The sequence below is a fragment of the Pseudomonas parasichuanensis genome (genome assembly GCF_021601385.1).
GTDB classification, from domain to species: Bacteria; Pseudomonadota; Gammaproteobacteria; order Pseudomonadales; family Pseudomonadaceae; genus Aquipseudomonas; species Aquipseudomonas parasichuanensis.
This window is the reverse complement of sequence record NZ_BQHO01000015.1, coordinates 39,350-55,090: the sequence shown is the minus strand read 5'-3', so window position 1 is coordinate 55,090 and position 15,741 is coordinate 39,350. Positions and strand designations below refer to the sequence as shown.

Annotated in this window: 14 protein-coding genes; 10 read left to right on the top strand and 4 right to left on the bottom strand. The window is 65.3% G+C overall.

All coding sequences use genetic code 11. From position 1 onward, the window contains the following. The first annotated feature begins 4 nt into the window (after positions 1 to 4). The 3 genes from L6D77_RS13900 (at position 5) to L6D77_RS13890 (ending at position 3,656) form a co-directional block, all read left to right on the top strand. Positions 5 to 1,369: an APC family permease gene (locus L6D77_RS13900; protein WP_232884001.1), complete on the top strand. Its 1,365-nt coding sequence runs from the start codon at positions 5 to 7 to the stop codon at positions 1,367 to 1,369. A 17-nt stretch (positions 1,370 to 1,386) separates the two neighbouring features. Beyond that, a complete protein-coding gene (locus L6D77_RS13895) occupies positions 1,387 to 2,490 on the top strand; it encodes a DmpA family aminopeptidase (protein WP_232884000.1) in 1,104 nt (367 codons plus the stop codon). 125 nt (positions 2,491 to 2,615) lie between these two features. Then, on the top strand, positions 2,616 to 3,656 hold the full coding sequence (locus L6D77_RS13890; protein ID WP_232883999.1) for an RHS repeat-associated core domain-containing protein: 1,041 nt from the start codon (positions 2,616 to 2,618) through the stop codon (positions 3,654 to 3,656). A gap of 119 nt (positions 3,657 to 3,775) precedes the next feature. Here L6D77_RS13890 and L6D77_RS13885 read toward each other — a convergent pair whose 3' ends face one another. Then, positions 3,776 to 5,104 (bottom strand): MFS transporter, encoded by a 1,329-nt coding sequence (locus tag L6D77_RS13885; RefSeq protein WP_232883998.1) that lies wholly within the window; start codon positions 5,102 to 5,104, stop codon positions 3,776 to 3,778. A 153-nt stretch (positions 5,105 to 5,257) separates the two neighbouring features. Between L6D77_RS13885 and L6D77_RS13880 the strand changes: the two genes are divergently transcribed. The 7 genes from L6D77_RS13880 (at position 5,258) to L6D77_RS13850 (ending at position 10,966) form a co-directional block, all read left to right on the top strand. After that, positions 5,258 to 6,355 carry a sugar diacid recognition domain-containing protein gene (locus L6D77_RS13880; protein WP_232883997.1) on the top strand — a complete coding sequence of 366 codons (1,098 nt, stop codon included), beginning with the start codon at positions 5,258 to 5,260 and terminating at the stop codon, positions 6,353 to 6,355. Positions 6,356 to 6,387: 32 nt separating this feature from the next. Further along, positions 6,388 to 7,473, top strand: coding sequence for a metal-dependent hydrolase (locus L6D77_RS13875; protein ID WP_236170067.1), 1,086 nt, complete (start codon positions 6,388 to 6,390; stop codon positions 7,471 to 7,473). Between the two features lie 3 nt (positions 7,474 to 7,476). Then, positions 7,477 to 8,178, top strand: coding sequence for a TraX family protein (locus L6D77_RS13870; RefSeq protein WP_232883995.1), 702 nt, complete (start codon positions 7,477 to 7,479; stop codon positions 8,176 to 8,178). Between the two features lie 59 nt (positions 8,179 to 8,237). After that, positions 8,238 to 9,149, top strand: a complete 912-nt coding sequence (locus L6D77_RS13865) for a LysR family transcriptional regulator (protein ID WP_236170066.1) — start codon at positions 8,238 to 8,240, stop codon at positions 9,147 to 9,149. Between the two features lie 211 nt (positions 9,150 to 9,360). Then, positions 9,361 to 10,344 carry an LLM class flavin-dependent oxidoreductase gene (locus L6D77_RS13860; RefSeq protein ID WP_232883994.1) on the top strand — a complete coding sequence of 328 codons (984 nt, stop codon included), beginning with the start codon at positions 9,361 to 9,363 and terminating at the stop codon, positions 10,342 to 10,344. 134 nt (positions 10,345 to 10,478) lie between these two features. Further along, complete coding sequence (locus L6D77_RS13855; protein ID WP_232883993.1) at positions 10,479 to 10,691, top strand: cold-shock protein; 213 nt, start codon at positions 10,479 to 10,481, stop codon at positions 10,689 to 10,691. Between the two features lie 50 nt (positions 10,692 to 10,741). Beyond that, positions 10,742 to 10,966 carry a hypothetical protein gene (locus L6D77_RS13850; protein ID WP_232883992.1) on the top strand — a complete coding sequence of 75 codons (225 nt, stop codon included), beginning with the start codon at positions 10,742 to 10,744 and terminating at the stop codon, positions 10,964 to 10,966. 41 nt (positions 10,967 to 11,007) lie between these two features. Here L6D77_RS13850 and nemA read toward each other — a convergent pair whose 3' ends face one another. From nemA to L6D77_RS13835, 3 genes are all read right to left on the bottom strand, one after another. Beyond that, on the bottom strand, positions 11,008 to 12,105 hold the full coding sequence (gene nemA, locus L6D77_RS13845) for an alkene reductase (protein WP_232883991.1): 1,098 nt from the start codon (positions 12,103 to 12,105) through the stop codon (positions 11,008 to 11,010). Positions 12,106 to 12,212: 107 nt separating this feature from the next. Further along, positions 12,213 to 13,085, bottom strand: a complete 873-nt coding sequence (locus L6D77_RS13840) for a phosphate/phosphite/phosphonate ABC transporter substrate-binding protein (RefSeq protein ID WP_232883990.1) — start codon at positions 13,083 to 13,085, stop codon at positions 12,213 to 12,215. Beyond that, positions 13,073 to 15,397, bottom strand: coding sequence for a putative bifunctional diguanylate cyclase/phosphodiesterase (locus L6D77_RS13835; RefSeq protein WP_232883989.1), 2,325 nt, complete (start codon positions 15,395 to 15,397; stop codon positions 13,073 to 13,075). The genes L6D77_RS13840 and L6D77_RS13835 overlap by 13 nt, the downstream gene beginning before the upstream one ends. Positions 15,398 to 15,741: the final 344 nt, after the last annotated feature.

Here is a 15,741-nt window from a genome sequence, read left to right as displayed (position 1 = left end):
CACCATGAACTCCAGCGAAGTGCCCGCGAGCGCACTCAAGCAGCGCCTGGGTATGCCCGATGTGGTCGCCATCACCGTTTCGGCGGTCACCCCGGCCAGTTCCGTGTTCGTCATCGCCCCGTTCGCCATCCAGCAGGCCGGCAGCGGCGCGTTCTTGTCCTTTCTCATGGCCGCGCTGCTGGCCCTGATGTTCGCCTGGTGCTACGCCGAGCTGGGCCGTGCCCACAACACCGCCGGCGGCGAGTACGTGTATGCCAAGCGGGTGTTCGGTGGGCTGGCGGGCTACGCCACCTTCCTCACCGTGCTGGCCTCGATGCTGTTCATTCCACCGGTGCTGGCGGCTGGTGCCGCCACCTACCTCAACAACGCCCTCGGCACACGCTTCGACACCCAGAGCGTGGCCCTGGTGATCGTGGTCGCCAGCTATGCCCTGGGCATTCTCAATATCCGCCTGAATGCCTGGATTACCGGGCTGTTCCTGATCTGCGAAGTCGCCGCCTTGCTGGTGATCGTCGCGCTGGGCTTCGGCAATGCCAGCCAGCCTGCGGCCAGCCTGCTGCAACCGCAGGTGCTGGAGCAGGGCGCCCTGGTGGTCGCGCCCTGGGCGTTGGTGCTGGGTGCGGTGGGCATGGCGCTGTTCGCCTTCAACGGTTATGGCGGCGCGGTGCTGCTGGCTGAAGACATGAAGGACGGCGGGCGTACCGTGCACCGGGCGGTGCTGTGGTCATTGGCGGTGGTGCTGGCCATCGAACTCGTGCCGTTGGCCGCCTTGCTGATCGGCGCTCCCTCGCTTCAGGCGATGCTGGCCAGCGGCGACCCGATCGGCTACCTGCTCACCGCGCATGGCAACGAAACCCTTGCGCGGCTGGTGAGCGGCGGCATCTTCCTCTCGGTGTTCAACGCCATTGTCGCCATCGTCATCCAGGTCGGTCGGGTGGTGTACAGCAGCGGCCGCGATGCACTGTGGACGCCAAGGCTGAACCAAGCTTTCACCGCGATCCACCCACGCTGGGAGTCGCCGTGGCTGGCGACCTTGTTCTTCGCCGTGCCTTCGGCGCTGCTGAGCCTTTCCGGCAGCCTCGAAGAGCTGACCACTCTCACCGTGCTGTTGCTGCTGCTGATCTACCTGGTGGTGGCCGCCTGCGCCCTGTGCAGCCGGGTACTGCGCCGCGACCGCGAACACCCGTACCGCATGCCGCTGTGGCCGTTGCCGGCGCTGCTGGCGGTGAGCGGCGCCGGCTGGTTGCTGGTGGCCCTGCTACAACAGGCGTCATGGCGTGACTTGCTGATCCTTATCGGGTTGCTGGCGGTGTCCGTCACCTTGTACAGCACCCACGGCCGGCTCAGCCCGACCTTCCAGAAATTGTGAGCATCCAAGGAGTACACATGCGTGCGCGTCAACTGGGCATTACCCTCGGCCACGGCACCCCGGGCCCGTTCAATGCCATTACCGATGTACCGGGTGTGCGGGTTGGCCACAGCACCCTGCTCGACGAACAACGCCCGGCGCCGATCCGCACCGGGGTCACCGTAATCGAGCCGCGCCCCGGCGCGGCGCGCCTGGCGCCGTGCTTCGCCGGCTGCCATGTGCTCAACGGCAATGGCGATGCCACCGGCCTTGAGTGGATCCGCGAGGCTGGGCTTTTGACCACGCCGATCGCCATCACCAATACCCACAGCGTCGGCGTGGTGCGCGATGCGTTGATCGCCGCCGAGCGTGAGCGCCTGGCCGATGAGGCGGTGTACTGGTGCATGCCGGTGGTGATGGAAACCTACGACGGGTTGCTCAACGATATCTGGGGCCAGCACGTGACCCCGCTGCAAGTGCGTGAGGCGCTGGACAACGCGGCACCCGGCGCGGTGACCGAAGGCCCTGTGGGCGGCGGTACCGGGATGATCTGCCACGAGTTCAAGGGCGGTATCGGCACGGCCTCACGGCAGTTGCCGGTGGAGCAGGGCGGCTGGACGGTGGGTGCTCTGGTGCAGGCCAACCACGGCCAGCGCCAGGAGTTGCGCATCGATGGCTACCCGGTGGGCCGCCAGCTCGGGCACCTGCCGTCGCCCTTTGCCGAGTGTGAACAGGGCACGCCGGGCATGGGCTCGATCGTGGTGGTGATCGCCACCGATGCGCCGTTGCTGCCGCACCAGTGCCAGCGCCTGGCGCAACGGGCGTCCATCGGGATTGCCCGCACGGGGGGCGGTACCGAGGACTCCAGTGGCGATATCTTCCTGGCGTTTTCCACCGGTAACCAGGGCCTGCCGCCGGCTGACTACGGGCGCAAGGACTTGGGCCAGTGCACGGAGGTGCGCATGCTCAACAACGACCATATCTCGGCGCTGTTCTTGGCGGCGGCGGAGGCGGTGGAGGAGGCCATTGTCAACGCGCTGCTGGCAGGCAGGGAGATGGTAGGCAAGGGTGGGGCGGTGGTGCCGGGGCTGGATGGGGATACCTTGTTGACGGCATTGCATGAGGTGGGGTGGAAGCCGTAATACCAAGTGTTCCCTTGCGCAGGTTTCAGATCGAGTGGCGCGTTACCTGGCAATTGTGTCAGTTGTGAGGAATGGCGCCATCTACGATGCTGGGTGTTACTTGCCTGGTGAGGAGAAACTTAGATATGAAACAGGACTTTTTTTATCAGCACCAGCAGATGGTTACAGTGGCCGTCGATGGTGTGTGCCGGTCGATCTTTCAAGCAGGCGAACAGCTTTTAGCAGAGCGTCGGCAGGTTGGTAAAGCGATGTTGCTTGCTACAGATAAGCAACGCTCGGTTGTTCAGGGACGTGATGCGGAAGGTAACGCTTTCAAACCAATTAGCTATACGCCCTATGGCGACAGTCCGGGGAAAGATAGTGACGAAGGAATCTTGGGCTACACCGGAGAGCAGCGTGATGGCGTTCTGCCTGGCTATTGGCTCGGCAACGGCTACAGGTGTTATTGGACGGCTCTTGGTCGTTTCGGGTCAGCGGATAGCTGGAGCCCGTTTGGTCGGGGTGGGATAAATGCATATGCATATTGCTCAGGAGATCCAGTTAATTACAGCGATCCGTCAGGTCACTTAGGATGGGGCGGAAGATTACGGACTGGCAACCTCACTCACCCTTGGGTGGTGGCTGATCCGGTGGTGTTTACACCGCAGCTGGCAGAATTGGGGTTTCCAAACCCTGGTGATTATCAGCGGTATTTGATTCAGAGACCCAGCATAGGGCAGAGTGCTCGTACAGGTTGGAGGCACAACCAGATTGTAAGCGGAAATCACCCCGTACTTGAGCAACCTTGGGCCAATATAAGTGCCCAGACGCGTGTCGATTACTTTTTTGGGTCGGCTAATTTGGCTGCAAATGAGTTAGAAAGTTCGGCCTTGCTGGTGGCGCAGGGTCGCTCCAATCTTGGTCAAGGGAGTTTATTTTTTTTACCACAAACAGCGGAGGTAGAGTTGGCACAGGTGCGTCATCCTCTTTTGCTTACGCATACTCGTGCAGTGCAGCGAGCAAGCAACGCGAGGTCTGTTGTACCTAAAGAGGTAGCTGCCAGCCTTACCGCGGCTGCTCGCGTAATTAGGAACACAGCTAATGATATGGTGCAAAGGTATGAAGCTGGTGAGTCATGGATGCTCGAGTTGGTCTATAAAGAGGAAGAGTTTTTACGGCAAAAATAGTATGGTTCTTCGTAGAACTCTCGCCTATTAGGCGAAGGATGCTAGAAGAAAAACCACATACCGTAAGTCGTGAGCGGGCCTTCTGGGCCCGCTTGTTGATGATGAGTCGAAGAGGCCGCTTAGCGAGAGCGGGCCGCTACATACGACCCTGATCGAGAAACCTGCAGCGCCACCACACTACCCAGCACGATCAAACCTGCCAGCGCATACAGCGCCGCATCGGTAGACCCGGTCTGGTCCTTGATAAACCCGACCAGGTACGGGCTGAGGAACCCCGCCATCTGCCCCACCGAGTTGATCACCGCCAACCCCGCCACGGCGGTACCGGCACTGAGCAGCGCAGTCGGCATCGGCCAGAACATCGGCAGCCCGGTCAGCGCCCCCATGGTGGCGATCGACAAGCCGAGGATGGCAATGGTCGGCTGGGCGGCGAAGTTGACCGCAATCAGCAGCCCCAGGGCACCCATCAGCATCGGCACCACCAAATGCCAGCGGCGTTCGTTGCGCAGGTCCGCCGAGCGGCCCACCACAATCATGAACACCCCGGCCAGCAGGTACGGAATGGCGCTCAGCCAGCCGATCAGCAGAGGGTTGTCGAAGCCCATGTTCTTGATGATCGACGGCAGCCAGAAGTTGATGGCATACACGCCGCTCTGGATGCAGAAGTAGACGAAGCCGAAGGTCCAGATCAGCGGGTTGGTCAGCACGGCGAGCACGCCGTCACCCGTGGTGGCCGGTTTGCTCGCGGCATCGGCGGCCAGGTCCGCAGCGATCAGCTGGCGTTCCGCCGGGCTCAGCCAGGGGGCTTTCTGGTAGCCGTCGCTGAGCAGCACGATGGCCAGCGCACCCAGTGCCACGGTCGGCAGGCCCTGGATCAGGAACATCCACTGCCAGCCGGCCAGGCCACCTTGGCCCGCTGCGAAGTGCTGCAGGATCCAGCCGGAGAACGGCCCGCCGAGCAGGCCGGACACCGGGATCGCCGACATGAACAGGGCCATGATCCGGCCCCGGCGCGCCGCCGGGAACCAGCGCGAGAGGTACAGCACCACGCCGGGGAAGAAGCCCGCCTCGGCAGCGCCGGTGAGCAGGCGCAGGGCGTAGAACTCGGTGGGCGTGGTGACGAACAGCAGGCAGGTACTCAGGCTGCCCCAGGCGATCATCATCAGCGCGATCCAGCGCCGCGGGCCGAAGCGGTTGAGCGCCAGGTTGCTGGGCAGGCCGCAGAGCACGTAGCCGATGAAGAAAATGCCGGCGCCAAGGCCGTACACGGTTTCGCTGAACTTGAGCGCGTCGAGCATCTGCAGCTTGGCGAAGCCGACGTTGACGCGGTCCAGGTAGTTGAACAGGTAGCAGATGAAAATGAACGGAATCAGCCGCAGGGTGATGCGCCGGTACAGCGCGTTGCGGGTGACGTCGTTGCCTTGGTCAGGGGCGGGGCTGTGTGCCATGATCGGGTTCTCTTTTGTTATGGTTGTCACCGCGTCGCCTGTTCCGGCGCTCGCCCTGACGAGTCTCGGGCAGTGTAGCGCCACTGTCTTTGTGCTTTTGCACAGCCCCAGCCACAGCCTGCTGTGCCGCCGACCAACCCTAAGGACCTGCTCATGTTCGAACTGGACCACGACCTGGCCCAGGACATCGTCGATCGGGCGATGGCCATCCTGCCGTGCAACGTCAACGTGATGGACAGCCAGGGGCTGATCCTTGGCAGCGGCGAGCCGGAGCGTATCAACACCCGCCACGAAGGCGCCCAGCTGGTGCTGGCCAACGGCCGGATCGTCGAGCTCGACGTGGACGCCGCCAAGTGCCTGAAGGGCGTGCAGCCCGGGGTCAACCTGCCATTGATGCTCGATGACCGGCTGATCGGCGTGCTCGGCCTGACCGGCGACCCGCAGCAGTTGCGCACCTACGGCGAACTGGTGCGCATGACCGCCGAAATGCTCCTGGCCCAGCGCCACTTGCAGGTGGAGCAGCAATGGCGCCGCCAGCGTTGCGACGACCTGCTGGCCCTGTTGCTGGGCGGTAGCGGCGAATCGCCCCGGCTGGTCGATGAGGCCCAGCAACTGGGGCTCAAACCCAACCTGCCACGCGTTCCCTGCTTGTTCGAGCTGCAGGCCGGGCCACCTGCCGAGGCGTTGTCGGCCTGGCTGATGAGCCGCTACCCCGACAGCTGGTGTGTAAGCCCGGCGCGCCAGTCGCTGTTGTGGTGCCGCCCGGCCAACGTGGCGCTGGATGAGCCGCGCTTGCTGGAGCGCCTGCAGCGCCATGGCTGGGTGGTCGAGCGCCTGGCCCTGGGCAGCCCGGCGCAAAGCCTGGAGCAGCTGCGCCGTGGCTACCGGCGGGTGCGCGACTTGCTGGCCTACGGGCGCGAAGTGCTGCCGGGCGAGTGCCTGCTGTCGCTCGCCCGCTACCGCCTGCCGGCGCTGCTCTGGCGCCACCGCAACGACGATGCCCTGGACGAGCTGCTCGAACCCTTGCTGCGCGTGCGCGCCAAGGATGCCAGCGGCCAGCTGCTGGCCACCCTGCGGGCCTGGTGCGCCCATGACGGGCAGAGCCAGGCCTGCGCCGATGCCTTGGGCATCCACCGCAACAGCCTGCGCTACCGGCTTGAACGCATCGCCGAGCTGGGCGAAGTCGATCCGCTGCGTTTGGAGGGCATGCTCAGCCTGTACCTGGGCTTGCAGCTGTTACCCGCAGACTGAGTGCTGCACTGCGTTTTTCACGGAGATGTGCATTGGATTCACTGACCCAAGCCGTACTCGGCGCCGCCCTGCAGGGCACCGTGCTGGGCCGCATTCAAGGCCGTCGCGCTCTGGCGTACGGCGCCGCCCTGGCCACCTTGCCGGACCTCGACGTGCTGATCCGCTACGCCGACCCGGTGTCGCAGATGACCTTCCACCGGGGGTTCTCCCATTCGCTGTTCGTCCTGACCGGGCTTGCGCTGTTGATGGCCTGGGCGGTCGCCTGGTTGGGGCAACGCTATTGGCCACACAAGGGCTACCGCTGGCCGCGGTTGTTCCTGGCGTTCTGGCTGGTGCTGGTCACCCACCCGATCCTCGATGCGTTCACGGTGTATGGCACCCAGTTGCTCTGGCCCTTGCAGCCCACGCCACAAAGCTGGGCGGCGGTGTTCATCATCGACCCGGTGTACACCGTGCCGTTGCTGCTGGCGGTGCTGTACGCCGCGTTCAAGGGCCTGCAGGGCAGGGCGGTCGGCGTGCTGGCCCAGGCGTTGGCGTTCAGCACGGTTTACCTGGGCTTTGGCCTTGCCGGGGGAATGGCTGCCGAGCAGCGATTCAGCCAGGCGCTGGCGCAGCAAGGTATCGAGGCCAGCGAGGTGCGCGCGGTGCCGATGGCCTTCAACAGCCTGGTCTGGCGGATGCTGGCGAAAACCCCGGGCGGCGATTACTACGAAGGTGTCAGCAGCCTGTTCGACCGTGCACCGCCCGAGATGCTGCGCCAGTCGCGCAACCTTGAAGCAGGCAAAGCCCTGGCGGGGGTGCCGCTGCACGAGCGCCTGCGCTGGTTCACCGGCGACTGGCTGCGTTACGACGTGGTCGGCGAGGCGCTGGTGGTCACCGACCTGCGCATGGGGGTGCCGGGCAATTACAGCTTCCGTTTCCAGATGGCCCAGCGTGACGCTGGCGGCCAATGGCAGGTCATTCAACCCAGAGGCTGGATTGGCGGCGGCGCGGCGTCGTTGTTCGACGGCGCCAAGCTGAGCCTGATCTGGCAACGCATTTTCGACCAGCAGCCGCCCTTGCCATTGGCTGCCTGGGCGTCGCAGTCGGTCGGGCACGCCGCAGAGGCCGGGCGCTGAGCCATGCGCTCGGCCGGGCTGGACCTGGTGAAGTGGGTGGCGATCCTGGCCATGGTCGCCGACCACCTGCGTTACCTGTGGCCGGCTGCCGACGCGTTGTTCCTGGTGGGCAGGCTGGCGTTCCCGCTGTTCTGCCTGGCCATTGCGGTGAACGTCCGGCGTAGCCGCGCCGGCGCGCTGCGCACCACGGGCAATGCGCGGTACCTGGGCTGGATGCTGGTCTTCACGGTGCTGTCCGAAGCCCCTTACCGCTGGCTGGACACGGGCTCGCAAACCTTCAGCGTGATGCCGACCCTGACCCTGGGCGTGCTGGTCGCCTGGGGCGTGCATCATCCGTTCTGGCTGGCCCGCCTGGGCGGCCTGGCCGCGGCGCTTTCTGGGGCGCTGTACAGCGCGCAGTTGATGTATGGCCTGCCTGGCGTGCTGCTACCGGCGGCGCTGTTGCTGGCCCGCAGCCGGGGCGGGCTGTGCTGGCTGCTACCGTGCCTGCTGGCGCTGGCCGGCAACCTCAGCAACAGCTGGCTGTACGAACACCCCTTGGCCCCGTTTACCTTGCTGGTACTGGCCTGCGCCGCCATGTCGATACCGTTCGGCGGCTGGCTGCTACGCCAGGAGCACTGGCAGGTGCCGCCGGTAGGTCGCTGGGGCTACGCGTTCTACCCTTTGCACTTGCTGGCGATCAAGGGCCTGCAAGGGCTGGGTTGAACCTTGCAATCCGGCGATCCGCACCCATCTAGCAGCCCTGTCTTGTTCGGGAATACAGCATGGAACCCAACCGTTTTGGCGACATCGCCGCCTTCGTCAGCGCCGTGAAGGCCGGCAGCTTCACCGCTGCCGCCGCCAGCCTGGGCCTGACCCGCTCGGCGGTGGGCAAGAGCATCGCCCGGCTGGAAGCGCGCATGGCGGTGAGGTTGCTCAACCGCACCACGCGCAAACTGAGCCTGACCGACGAGGGGCTGGTGGCGTTCGAACGCTGGCGGCAGGTCCTCGACGACCTCGATGAAGTCGAGTCGACCATGGCCCAGCGCCGGGGCCAGCCCACCGGCACTCTGCGCCTGACTGCGCCGTTGTCATTCGGCCAGCGCCATGTGCTGCCGATCCTCGACCGCTACCTCAAGCTGTGGCCCGAGCTGCGCGCCGACATCCGTTTTACCGACCGCTTCGTCGACCTGGTCGAGGAGGGCGTTGACGTGGCGGTACGCATCGGCGCGCCGAAAGAGGACTCGCAACTGCTGACCCGTACCGTGGCCTGGCAGCAGTTCGTCACCTGCGCATCCCCCGACTACCTGCAGCGCCACGGCACGCCGCAGGTGCCGGCCGATTTGTACGGGCATGACAAGATCGCCTTCCTGGTGGGTGAAAAGTCCAGCCCGTGGCGCTTTCGCACCGACGCCGGGCTGCACCTGTGCGAGGAGCCGGGGCGGCTGAACATCGACAGCTCCGAGGCGATGCTCGACGGCGCGCGGGCGGGGTTCGGGCTGATTCACCTGCCCACTTACATCACCGGCGATGACTTGCGTGCCGGCACGCTGGTGGAAGTGCTGCACGACTATCGCCCGCCAGCCGACCCGATCCGCATCGTCTACCCCAGCAAGCGCCACCTCTCGCCGCGGGTGCGCGGGTTCATCGACCTGCTGGTCGAAAGCTGGCAGGCCGGGGTGCCTTGGGAGGTCTGATCAAGGCCACTGGCCTCATCGCTGGCAAGCCAGCTCCCACAACAAGGATCATCGTTTCCTTGTGGGAGCTGGCTTGCCAGCGATGAGGCCCCACAAGCAAACCATGCCTTTGGGGAATCCAAGGCCCCAGTCCCGGGCCGGTATCCGGGTTTATCCCCAGCCACCCACCCCGGACACTCTGCTGTCACGCAAAATCCCTCAGGAGCCCCCCATGACAGCCCTGTCCGTACTGGACCTGGTCATGATCGGCGAAGGCAAGACCTACGCCGACGCGATCGAAGAAACCCGCCAACTCGCCCGCCATGTCGAACAGCACGGCTATCGCCGCTACTGGATCGCCGAACACCACGACATGCCCGGCATCGGCTCGGCGGCTACGTCGCTGGTGATCAACGAAGTCGCCAACGCCACCCGGCAGATCCGCGTCGGCGCTGGCGGCATCATGCTGCCCAACCATGCCCCGCTGGTGGTGGCCGAGCAGTTCGGCACCCTCGACACCTTGCACCCCGGGCGCATCGACCTGGGCCTTGGCCGCGCGCCGGGCACCTCCGGCCCGACCGTACGCGCCTTGCGCGGTGCGGTGCCCGAACGCGACTTCGAAACCGACATCGGCGAACTGCGCGACTACCTCGCCGACAACGGCCAGCGCCCGGTGCGCGGTGTACCCGGGCAGCATGACGTGCCGATCTGGATCCTCGGCTCCAGCCTGTTCGGCGCCGACCTGGCCGCCAGGCTCGGCTTGCCCTACGCCTTCGCCTCGCACTTCGCGCCGCGCTACCTGCTGCAGGCCGTTGCCCACTACCGCGCCCACTTCAAACCCTCGGCGCAACTGGCCAGGCCCTATGTGATGGTGGGGGTGAACATCTTCGCCGCCGGCAGCGATGCCGAAGCCGACTACCTGGCCAGCTCGCACCGCCAGTGGATGCTCGACCTGCATGTGGGGCGTTATGGGTTGCTGCCCAAGCCACGGGAAGGTTACGTCGAAGGTCTGCCGAGCCATGAGCGGGCGGTGCTGGAGCAGGTGATGGCCTGCACCATCGCTGGTGGGCCGCAGCGGCTGAGGGAAGGGTTGCGCTCGCTGATCGAGCAGACCGGGGCGGATGAACTGATGATCGATTGCCGTATCCATGATCCACTGGCGCGGCAGCGTTCCCATGCCCTTGCTGCTAGTGCGTTGGCCGCACTGCGGCAGTGAATCACCCGGTCTTCGGGCATTGTCCACCTGATAAAAATGCCAGTAGCGAGAATGCCACAGGGCGCCGATGATCGGTTTCGACATCGGTGTCCTGTGCGCACCAGGCATAAACGCAGCTATTGAGGGTGAAGAGCATGTCGAACAGAGAAACCGGGACTGTGAAGTGGTTCAACGACGAGAAAGGGTTTGGCTTCATTACACCATCTGACGGCGGGGCAGATCTTTTCGTGCATTTCAAGGCCATCGAGGGGGAGGGATTCAAATCCCTGAAAGAGGGGCAAAAAGTGTCCTATGTTGCCGAGAAAGGGAACAAGGGCATGCAGGCGGCACAAGTGAAGCCTGAGTAACTCGTCAGCGTAGGGCTCTGCGCAACAAACTGCGATGGGAGGTGAAGATCATGGCAACAAAAGCTATGCACTCAGGCTCCACTACCGTTGCACAAGTCGATACTGGCCATGTCGTACCGGGTGAGAGCGAGGTCATTTTCTTGCAAAGTGCGGTGGGCGACGGCACCGCGATCATCCGTGAGGGCCAGCAGGTCAGCTACGACCTGGCCCAGGGGCCGGATGGCCTTTGGTATGCCATCAACATCGTCATCGAAGATGAACCGTACTTGAACTAGCGCGGGGGGAGGGCAAGGGGCCGCATGACCCCTTGCCTTTTTTACGCCTGTTTCAGGAACGGATAGTCGGTATACCCCTCAGGCCCATTGGCATAGTCGAACTGCGCCCGGTGCGCGTTCAGCGGCGCTTGCTGCTTGAGCCGCTCGACCAGGTCCGGGTTGGCAATGAACGCCCGGCCAAAGGCCACCGCATCGATCAAACCACGGGCCAGCAGGTCTTCGGCCTTGTCGGCGGTGTAGGCGCCTGCGGCGACGATCACCCCGGGATACGCAGCACGGATTGCCGCGCGGAACTCGTCACGCAGCGGCTTGCCGCCGGCCCAGTCCGGCTCGGACAGGTGCAGGTAGGCCAGGTTGCGCTTGGCCAGCTCACCAATCAGGTGCAGGCCGGCGGCCTCCTGGTCTTCGCCATTGTCGATGCCATTGAAGCCCCCCAGCGGGAAGATACGGATACCCACGCGCTCGGCGCTCCACTGGGCAATCGCGGCGTCCACTGCCTCGAGCACGATGCGCGCGCGGTTTTCAATGCTGCCGCCGTAACGGTCTTCGCGGGTGTTGGCGCTGGGGGTCAGGAACTGGTGCAGCAGGTAACCGTGGGCGGCATGCAGCTCGATGAAGTCGAAGCCGGCTTCGCGGGCGTTGGCCGCCGCCTGGCCGAAGTCGGCGACGATGCCGGCGATCTCGGCTTCGCTCAGGGCACGCGGGGGCGAGGTGTCGACACGGATCAGCTGGTTGTTGCCGTCACGCAGCGTGGTACGCGCATCGGCTGGCAGCGCCGATGGCGCCACCGGCGCTTCACCACCCGGCTGCAACGAGGTGTGGGAGATGCGCCCGGTGTGCCACACCTGCACCGCGCTGTGTCCGCCGCGTTGGTGGATGGCGTCGTTGACCTGGCGCCAACCGGCGATCTGCTCGGCGGTATGGATACCGGGCGAACCGGAATAGCCCTTGGCCTGGAACGAGATCTGCGTGGCTTCGCTGATGATCAGCCCGGCGCTGGCCCGCTGGCCGTAGTACTCGGCCATCATCGCGGTCGGCACGTCGCCCGGCTCCAGGCTGCGCAGGCGGGTGAGGGGGGCCATGAAGACCCGGTTGGGCAGGGTCAGGGGGCCGAGTTTGAGAGGTTCGAACAGTTTCATGGGGATGCCATCGCATGGTGATTTCGATGGCACGCACGATACCGAGGTGATTGGGGAAAGGGGGGACCGGTACCCCGGCATGGCGATCCCCAATGCTTGCGCAGGGCTCAAGGACGTAGTGTTGGTGCCATCATGCGCTCAAGCCCGGCGTAGTCCTCATGCCCCACCGGTACCAGCCCGGTGGCCTCCTGCGAGGCGACGAACCCGGCCAGCGCCCCAGGGTCCTCGAGCATCGCCTTGCGCAGCTTGTGCTTGAGCGCCGGGCACAGGCTGGCGCTGAACACGTAAGGGTCGTAACGGATCGGCGCCGAGCGCCACAGCACCTGCAGCCGTGCCGGGTCGACGGCATGGCTGGCCAGGTAGGCGTCGGCCCGCTCGCTGGCGACAAAGGCCGCATCGACCCGCCCTTCAAGCAACGCTTCGAGCGCCTTGTCGTGATTGCCGGCGTAGACCAGCGCCGAGAAGTAACGGGGCAGCGGGGTGCTGACCAGGCCTGCGAACTCGACGCTGGGCACCAGGCTGCCCGAGGTGCTGGCCGGGTCGCTCAGTGCCACCCGCGTACCGCGCACGGCGTTGAGGCTGGCCGGGCCGTCGGCGCGGCTCAGCAGCAGCGCCTGGTAGTGGTTGCCTGCCGGGGTATAGGTGCCGGCGGCGAGGGTGTAGGTGGCGAACGGCTCGATACGTCGGTCACGCTGGCGGGCGAGGATATAGGATGCCGGCCCCAGCCGGGCGATATCGGCGCCGCCGGAGACGATGGCATCCACCACGCTTTCGTAGGAGGCACTGATCACCAGCTCCACCGGCACACCGGCGGCCTTGCTCAGGCGCTCGACCAGGGGCTGGTGCTCGCGGGTCATGGCCTCGACGTCCTTGATCGGGATCACCGCCAGCCGCAGGCCATGGGGCGTGCAGTTGGCCAGTGCGGAGCCTGCCAGCAGCTGCGCCAGCGCCAGTGCGCCAAGGGTGTTCAGTACACGCATGCCTTGTCCTCGTTGCCGATGAAGGGAGGGTATTCGTGCAACTGGGCCGGCGACAGTGGCCGGCTGAAGTGGTAGCCCTGGGCGATATCGCAGCCGGCAAGTTTCAGGCACACCACCTGTTCACGGGTCTCGACGCCCTCGGCCACCACTTCCAGGCCCAGGCGCTTGGCCAGGATGATGGTCGAGGAGACAATCGGGCTGTCGTCGTAGCTGTTGGACAACGGCGCGATCAGTGAGCGGTCGATCTTCAGCCGGGACAGCGGCAGTGCCTGCAGATGGGCAAACCCCGCATAGCCGCGGCCGAAGTCGTCCAGGCTGATACCAATGCCGGCGGCACGCAGGCGGTGCAGGTGCTCGACGGCGGTGCCTTCCGGATCGAGCACGGTGGTTTCGGTGATCTCCAGCTCCAGGCGCTGGGGCGCGATGCCGTAGTAATCGAGTTCGGCCAACAGCCGGGCGCTGAAGTCGCCCTGGCGCAGTTGCAGCGCCGAGACATTCACCGCCAGGTGCGCGGCCTGATCGCGCGCCGCCCAGCGTGCCAGCTCCTCGCAGGCCAGGCGCAGGACCTCCCAGCCCAACTCGACGATGAACCCGCTGCGCTCGGCCAGGCCGATGAAACGGTCGGGGTAGAGCAGGCCGAACTGCGGATGGTCCCAGCGCACCAGCGCCTCGTAGCCCAGCACCTGCAAGGTGTCGAGGCGGATCTGCGGCTGAAAGTGAAGGACGAACTGGCGCTCGCTCAGGGCGCTGCCGAACGCCTGTTCGAGGGTGAAGGCCTGGATGTCGGAGAGGTTCAGCGACGGGTCGAAGAAGCGGTACTGGGCGCGCCCGGCCTGCTTGGCCGAGTACATCGCGGCGTCGGCGCAACGGATCAGCGCGTCGATGTCCTGGCCGTCCCGGGGGCAGATGCTCACGCCCACGCTGGGGCTGGTGTTGACCTCCTGGCCGTCGAGGGCGTAGGTGGCCGAGAGTTTCTCCACCAGGGCGCGCACCCAGCCGTCAATCTGCTCTTCGCTGCGCTCGCCAGCCAGCAGCACCACGAACTCGTCGCCGCCAAAGCGCGAGGCCTCGTCGCCGGGTTCCAGCAGGCGCTGGATACGCCCAGCCACGGCCTGCAACAGCAGGTCGCCGATCTTGTGCCCGAGGGAGTCGTTGATCGATTTGAAACGGTCCATGTCGATGAACAGGATCGCCAGCAACCGGCGTTTGCCGCGCTGGCGGATGAGCGCCTGGGCAGCCACCTCGACGAACTGGCGGCGGTTGTGCAGGCCGCTCAAGTGGTCGGTGGCGGCGGCATGGCTGCTGCGCCGGTGCTCGTCTTCGAGGCGGCCGATCAGTTGCTGGTTGACCTGCTGCGCGTACTCAAGCTCGGTGAAGGCCTCCTGGCGCTTGTGCAGCAGACGCAGGCCCCAGGCCAGGCTGGCGAGGATCAGCAGGGTCATGCTCAGGTTCAACCAGAACTGGCGGGTGCTGGTGAGGGTGGCGGGGGCGAGGATCTCGTCCTGGCGCTGGCTGACCATCACGCTGAAACCGCGCTCGGGCATGCGCCGGTACAGGCTCTGGAAGGCGCCGTCGAGGCTGTACTGGGTGAGCTGGCCGGTGACCTCGCCGCTACCTGGCAGCCCGGGCACCAGGGTTTGGCCGGCCACCACCACGCCGCTGTTGTCGATGCGCAGGCGTTCCTGGCCGTCGTCTTGCAGCAGGCGCACCAGGCCGCTGCGGCCCAGGTCGATGTGCTGGAACAGCACCGCCAGGTAGCCGATGTCCAACTGCACCACGAGGATGTTGTCGATCTCGCGGCCCGGCAGGTCGGTCAGCGGCAGCAGGAACGGCAGGCGCCAGTTGGGCAGGGTGCTGTTGCCCGCCGGCAGGGCGCGGGGCAGGAAGGCCTTGAAGCCGTACTGCGCGACATGGCGCTTGAGCTGGTCGAGCCAGGCCTCGGGCAGTTGCTCGGGTTCGTCGGCATGGCTGGAGGAGAGCAAGCGGCCATGCCGGTCGTACAGGCTCATGCGCTTGAACACCGGGTCTTCGGCCAGCAGCCGGGCCAGGCTCAGGTTGCCCTGGCGCAGGCGCTTCATGTCGTCCTGGGTAACCCGGCCCACGGCCTGGGCGCGGTCCACCAACTGGCGCAGGTTTTCACCGACGATACTGGCCAGATTCAGGTGTTCGGCGGCCTTTGCCGACAGTGCATCCTGGCGTGTGGCGGCTTTCTGGTTGATGTGCAGCCCCCAGAGAAAGGTCAGGGTGACGGCGCACAGCATCAACAGCAGCAGCGGCAACAGCCCTGCGGATGAGAGAGAACGGCGGATCACTGCTGGTTTTCCCCTGCCCTGGGTGAGGGGTGAAAAATACGACAGAAAGATGACAGGGTAATGACTGGTGGCACATTGCCTCATTGCCGCCGCGAGCCCTGTAGGAGCGGCCTTGCGCCGCGATAGGGCTGCGCAGCAGCCCTGGCAATGATGTGGCAGACAAAAATCTGGGGCCGCGCTGCGGCCCTTTCGCGACACAAGGCCGCTCCTACACAAGCCGTTGATCCTGGTCCTTGGCGCGACAAGTTGTCTGCTTGACTTCAATCGATGTAACAAGAGTTGTATCTTGACTTGATAGTCAATTTTTGTGATCGTGCGCGCCCTTCGCGCTTCACAAGCACAGA

Coding starts and splice junctions, on each gene's coding strand:
- L6D77_RS13880 (WP_232883997.1), top strand. CDS start 5,258: ATGTTCGAACTGGACCACGACCTGGCCCAGGACATCGTCGATCGGGCG.
- L6D77_RS13850 (WP_232883992.1), top strand. CDS start 10,742: ATGGCAACAAAAGCTATGCACTCAGGCTCCACTACCGTTGCACAAGTC.
- L6D77_RS13890 (WP_232883999.1), top strand. CDS start 2,616: ATGAAACAGGACTTTTTTTATCAGCACCAGCAGATGGTTACAGTGGCC.
- L6D77_RS13870 (WP_232883995.1), top strand. CDS start 7,477: ATGCGCTCGGCCGGGCTGGACCTGGTGAAGTGGGTGGCGATCCTGGCC.
- L6D77_RS13865 (WP_236170066.1), top strand. CDS start 8,238: ATGGAACCCAACCGTTTTGGCGACATCGCCGCCTTCGTCAGCGCCGTG.
- L6D77_RS13855 (WP_232883993.1), top strand. CDS start 10,479: ATGTCGAACAGAGAAACCGGGACTGTGAAGTGGTTCAACGACGAGAAA.
- nemA (WP_232883991.1), bottom strand. CDS start 12,105: ATGAAACTGTTCGAACCTCTCAAACTCGGCCCCCTGACCCTGCCCAAC.
- L6D77_RS13895 (WP_232884000.1), top strand. CDS start 1,387: ATGCGTGCGCGTCAACTGGGCATTACCCTCGGCCACGGCACCCCGGGC.
- L6D77_RS13885 (WP_232883998.1), bottom strand. CDS start 5,104: ATGGCACACAGCCCCGCCCCTGACCAAGGCAACGACGTCACCCGCAAC.
- L6D77_RS13860 (WP_232883994.1), top strand. CDS start 9,361: ATGACAGCCCTGTCCGTACTGGACCTGGTCATGATCGGCGAAGGCAAG.
- L6D77_RS13900 (WP_232884001.1), top strand. CDS start 5: ATGAACTCCAGCGAAGTGCCCGCGAGCGCACTCAAGCAGCGCCTGGGT.
- L6D77_RS13840 (WP_232883990.1), bottom strand. CDS start 13,085: ATGCGTGTACTGAACACCCTTGGCGCACTGGCGCTGGCGCAGCTGCTG.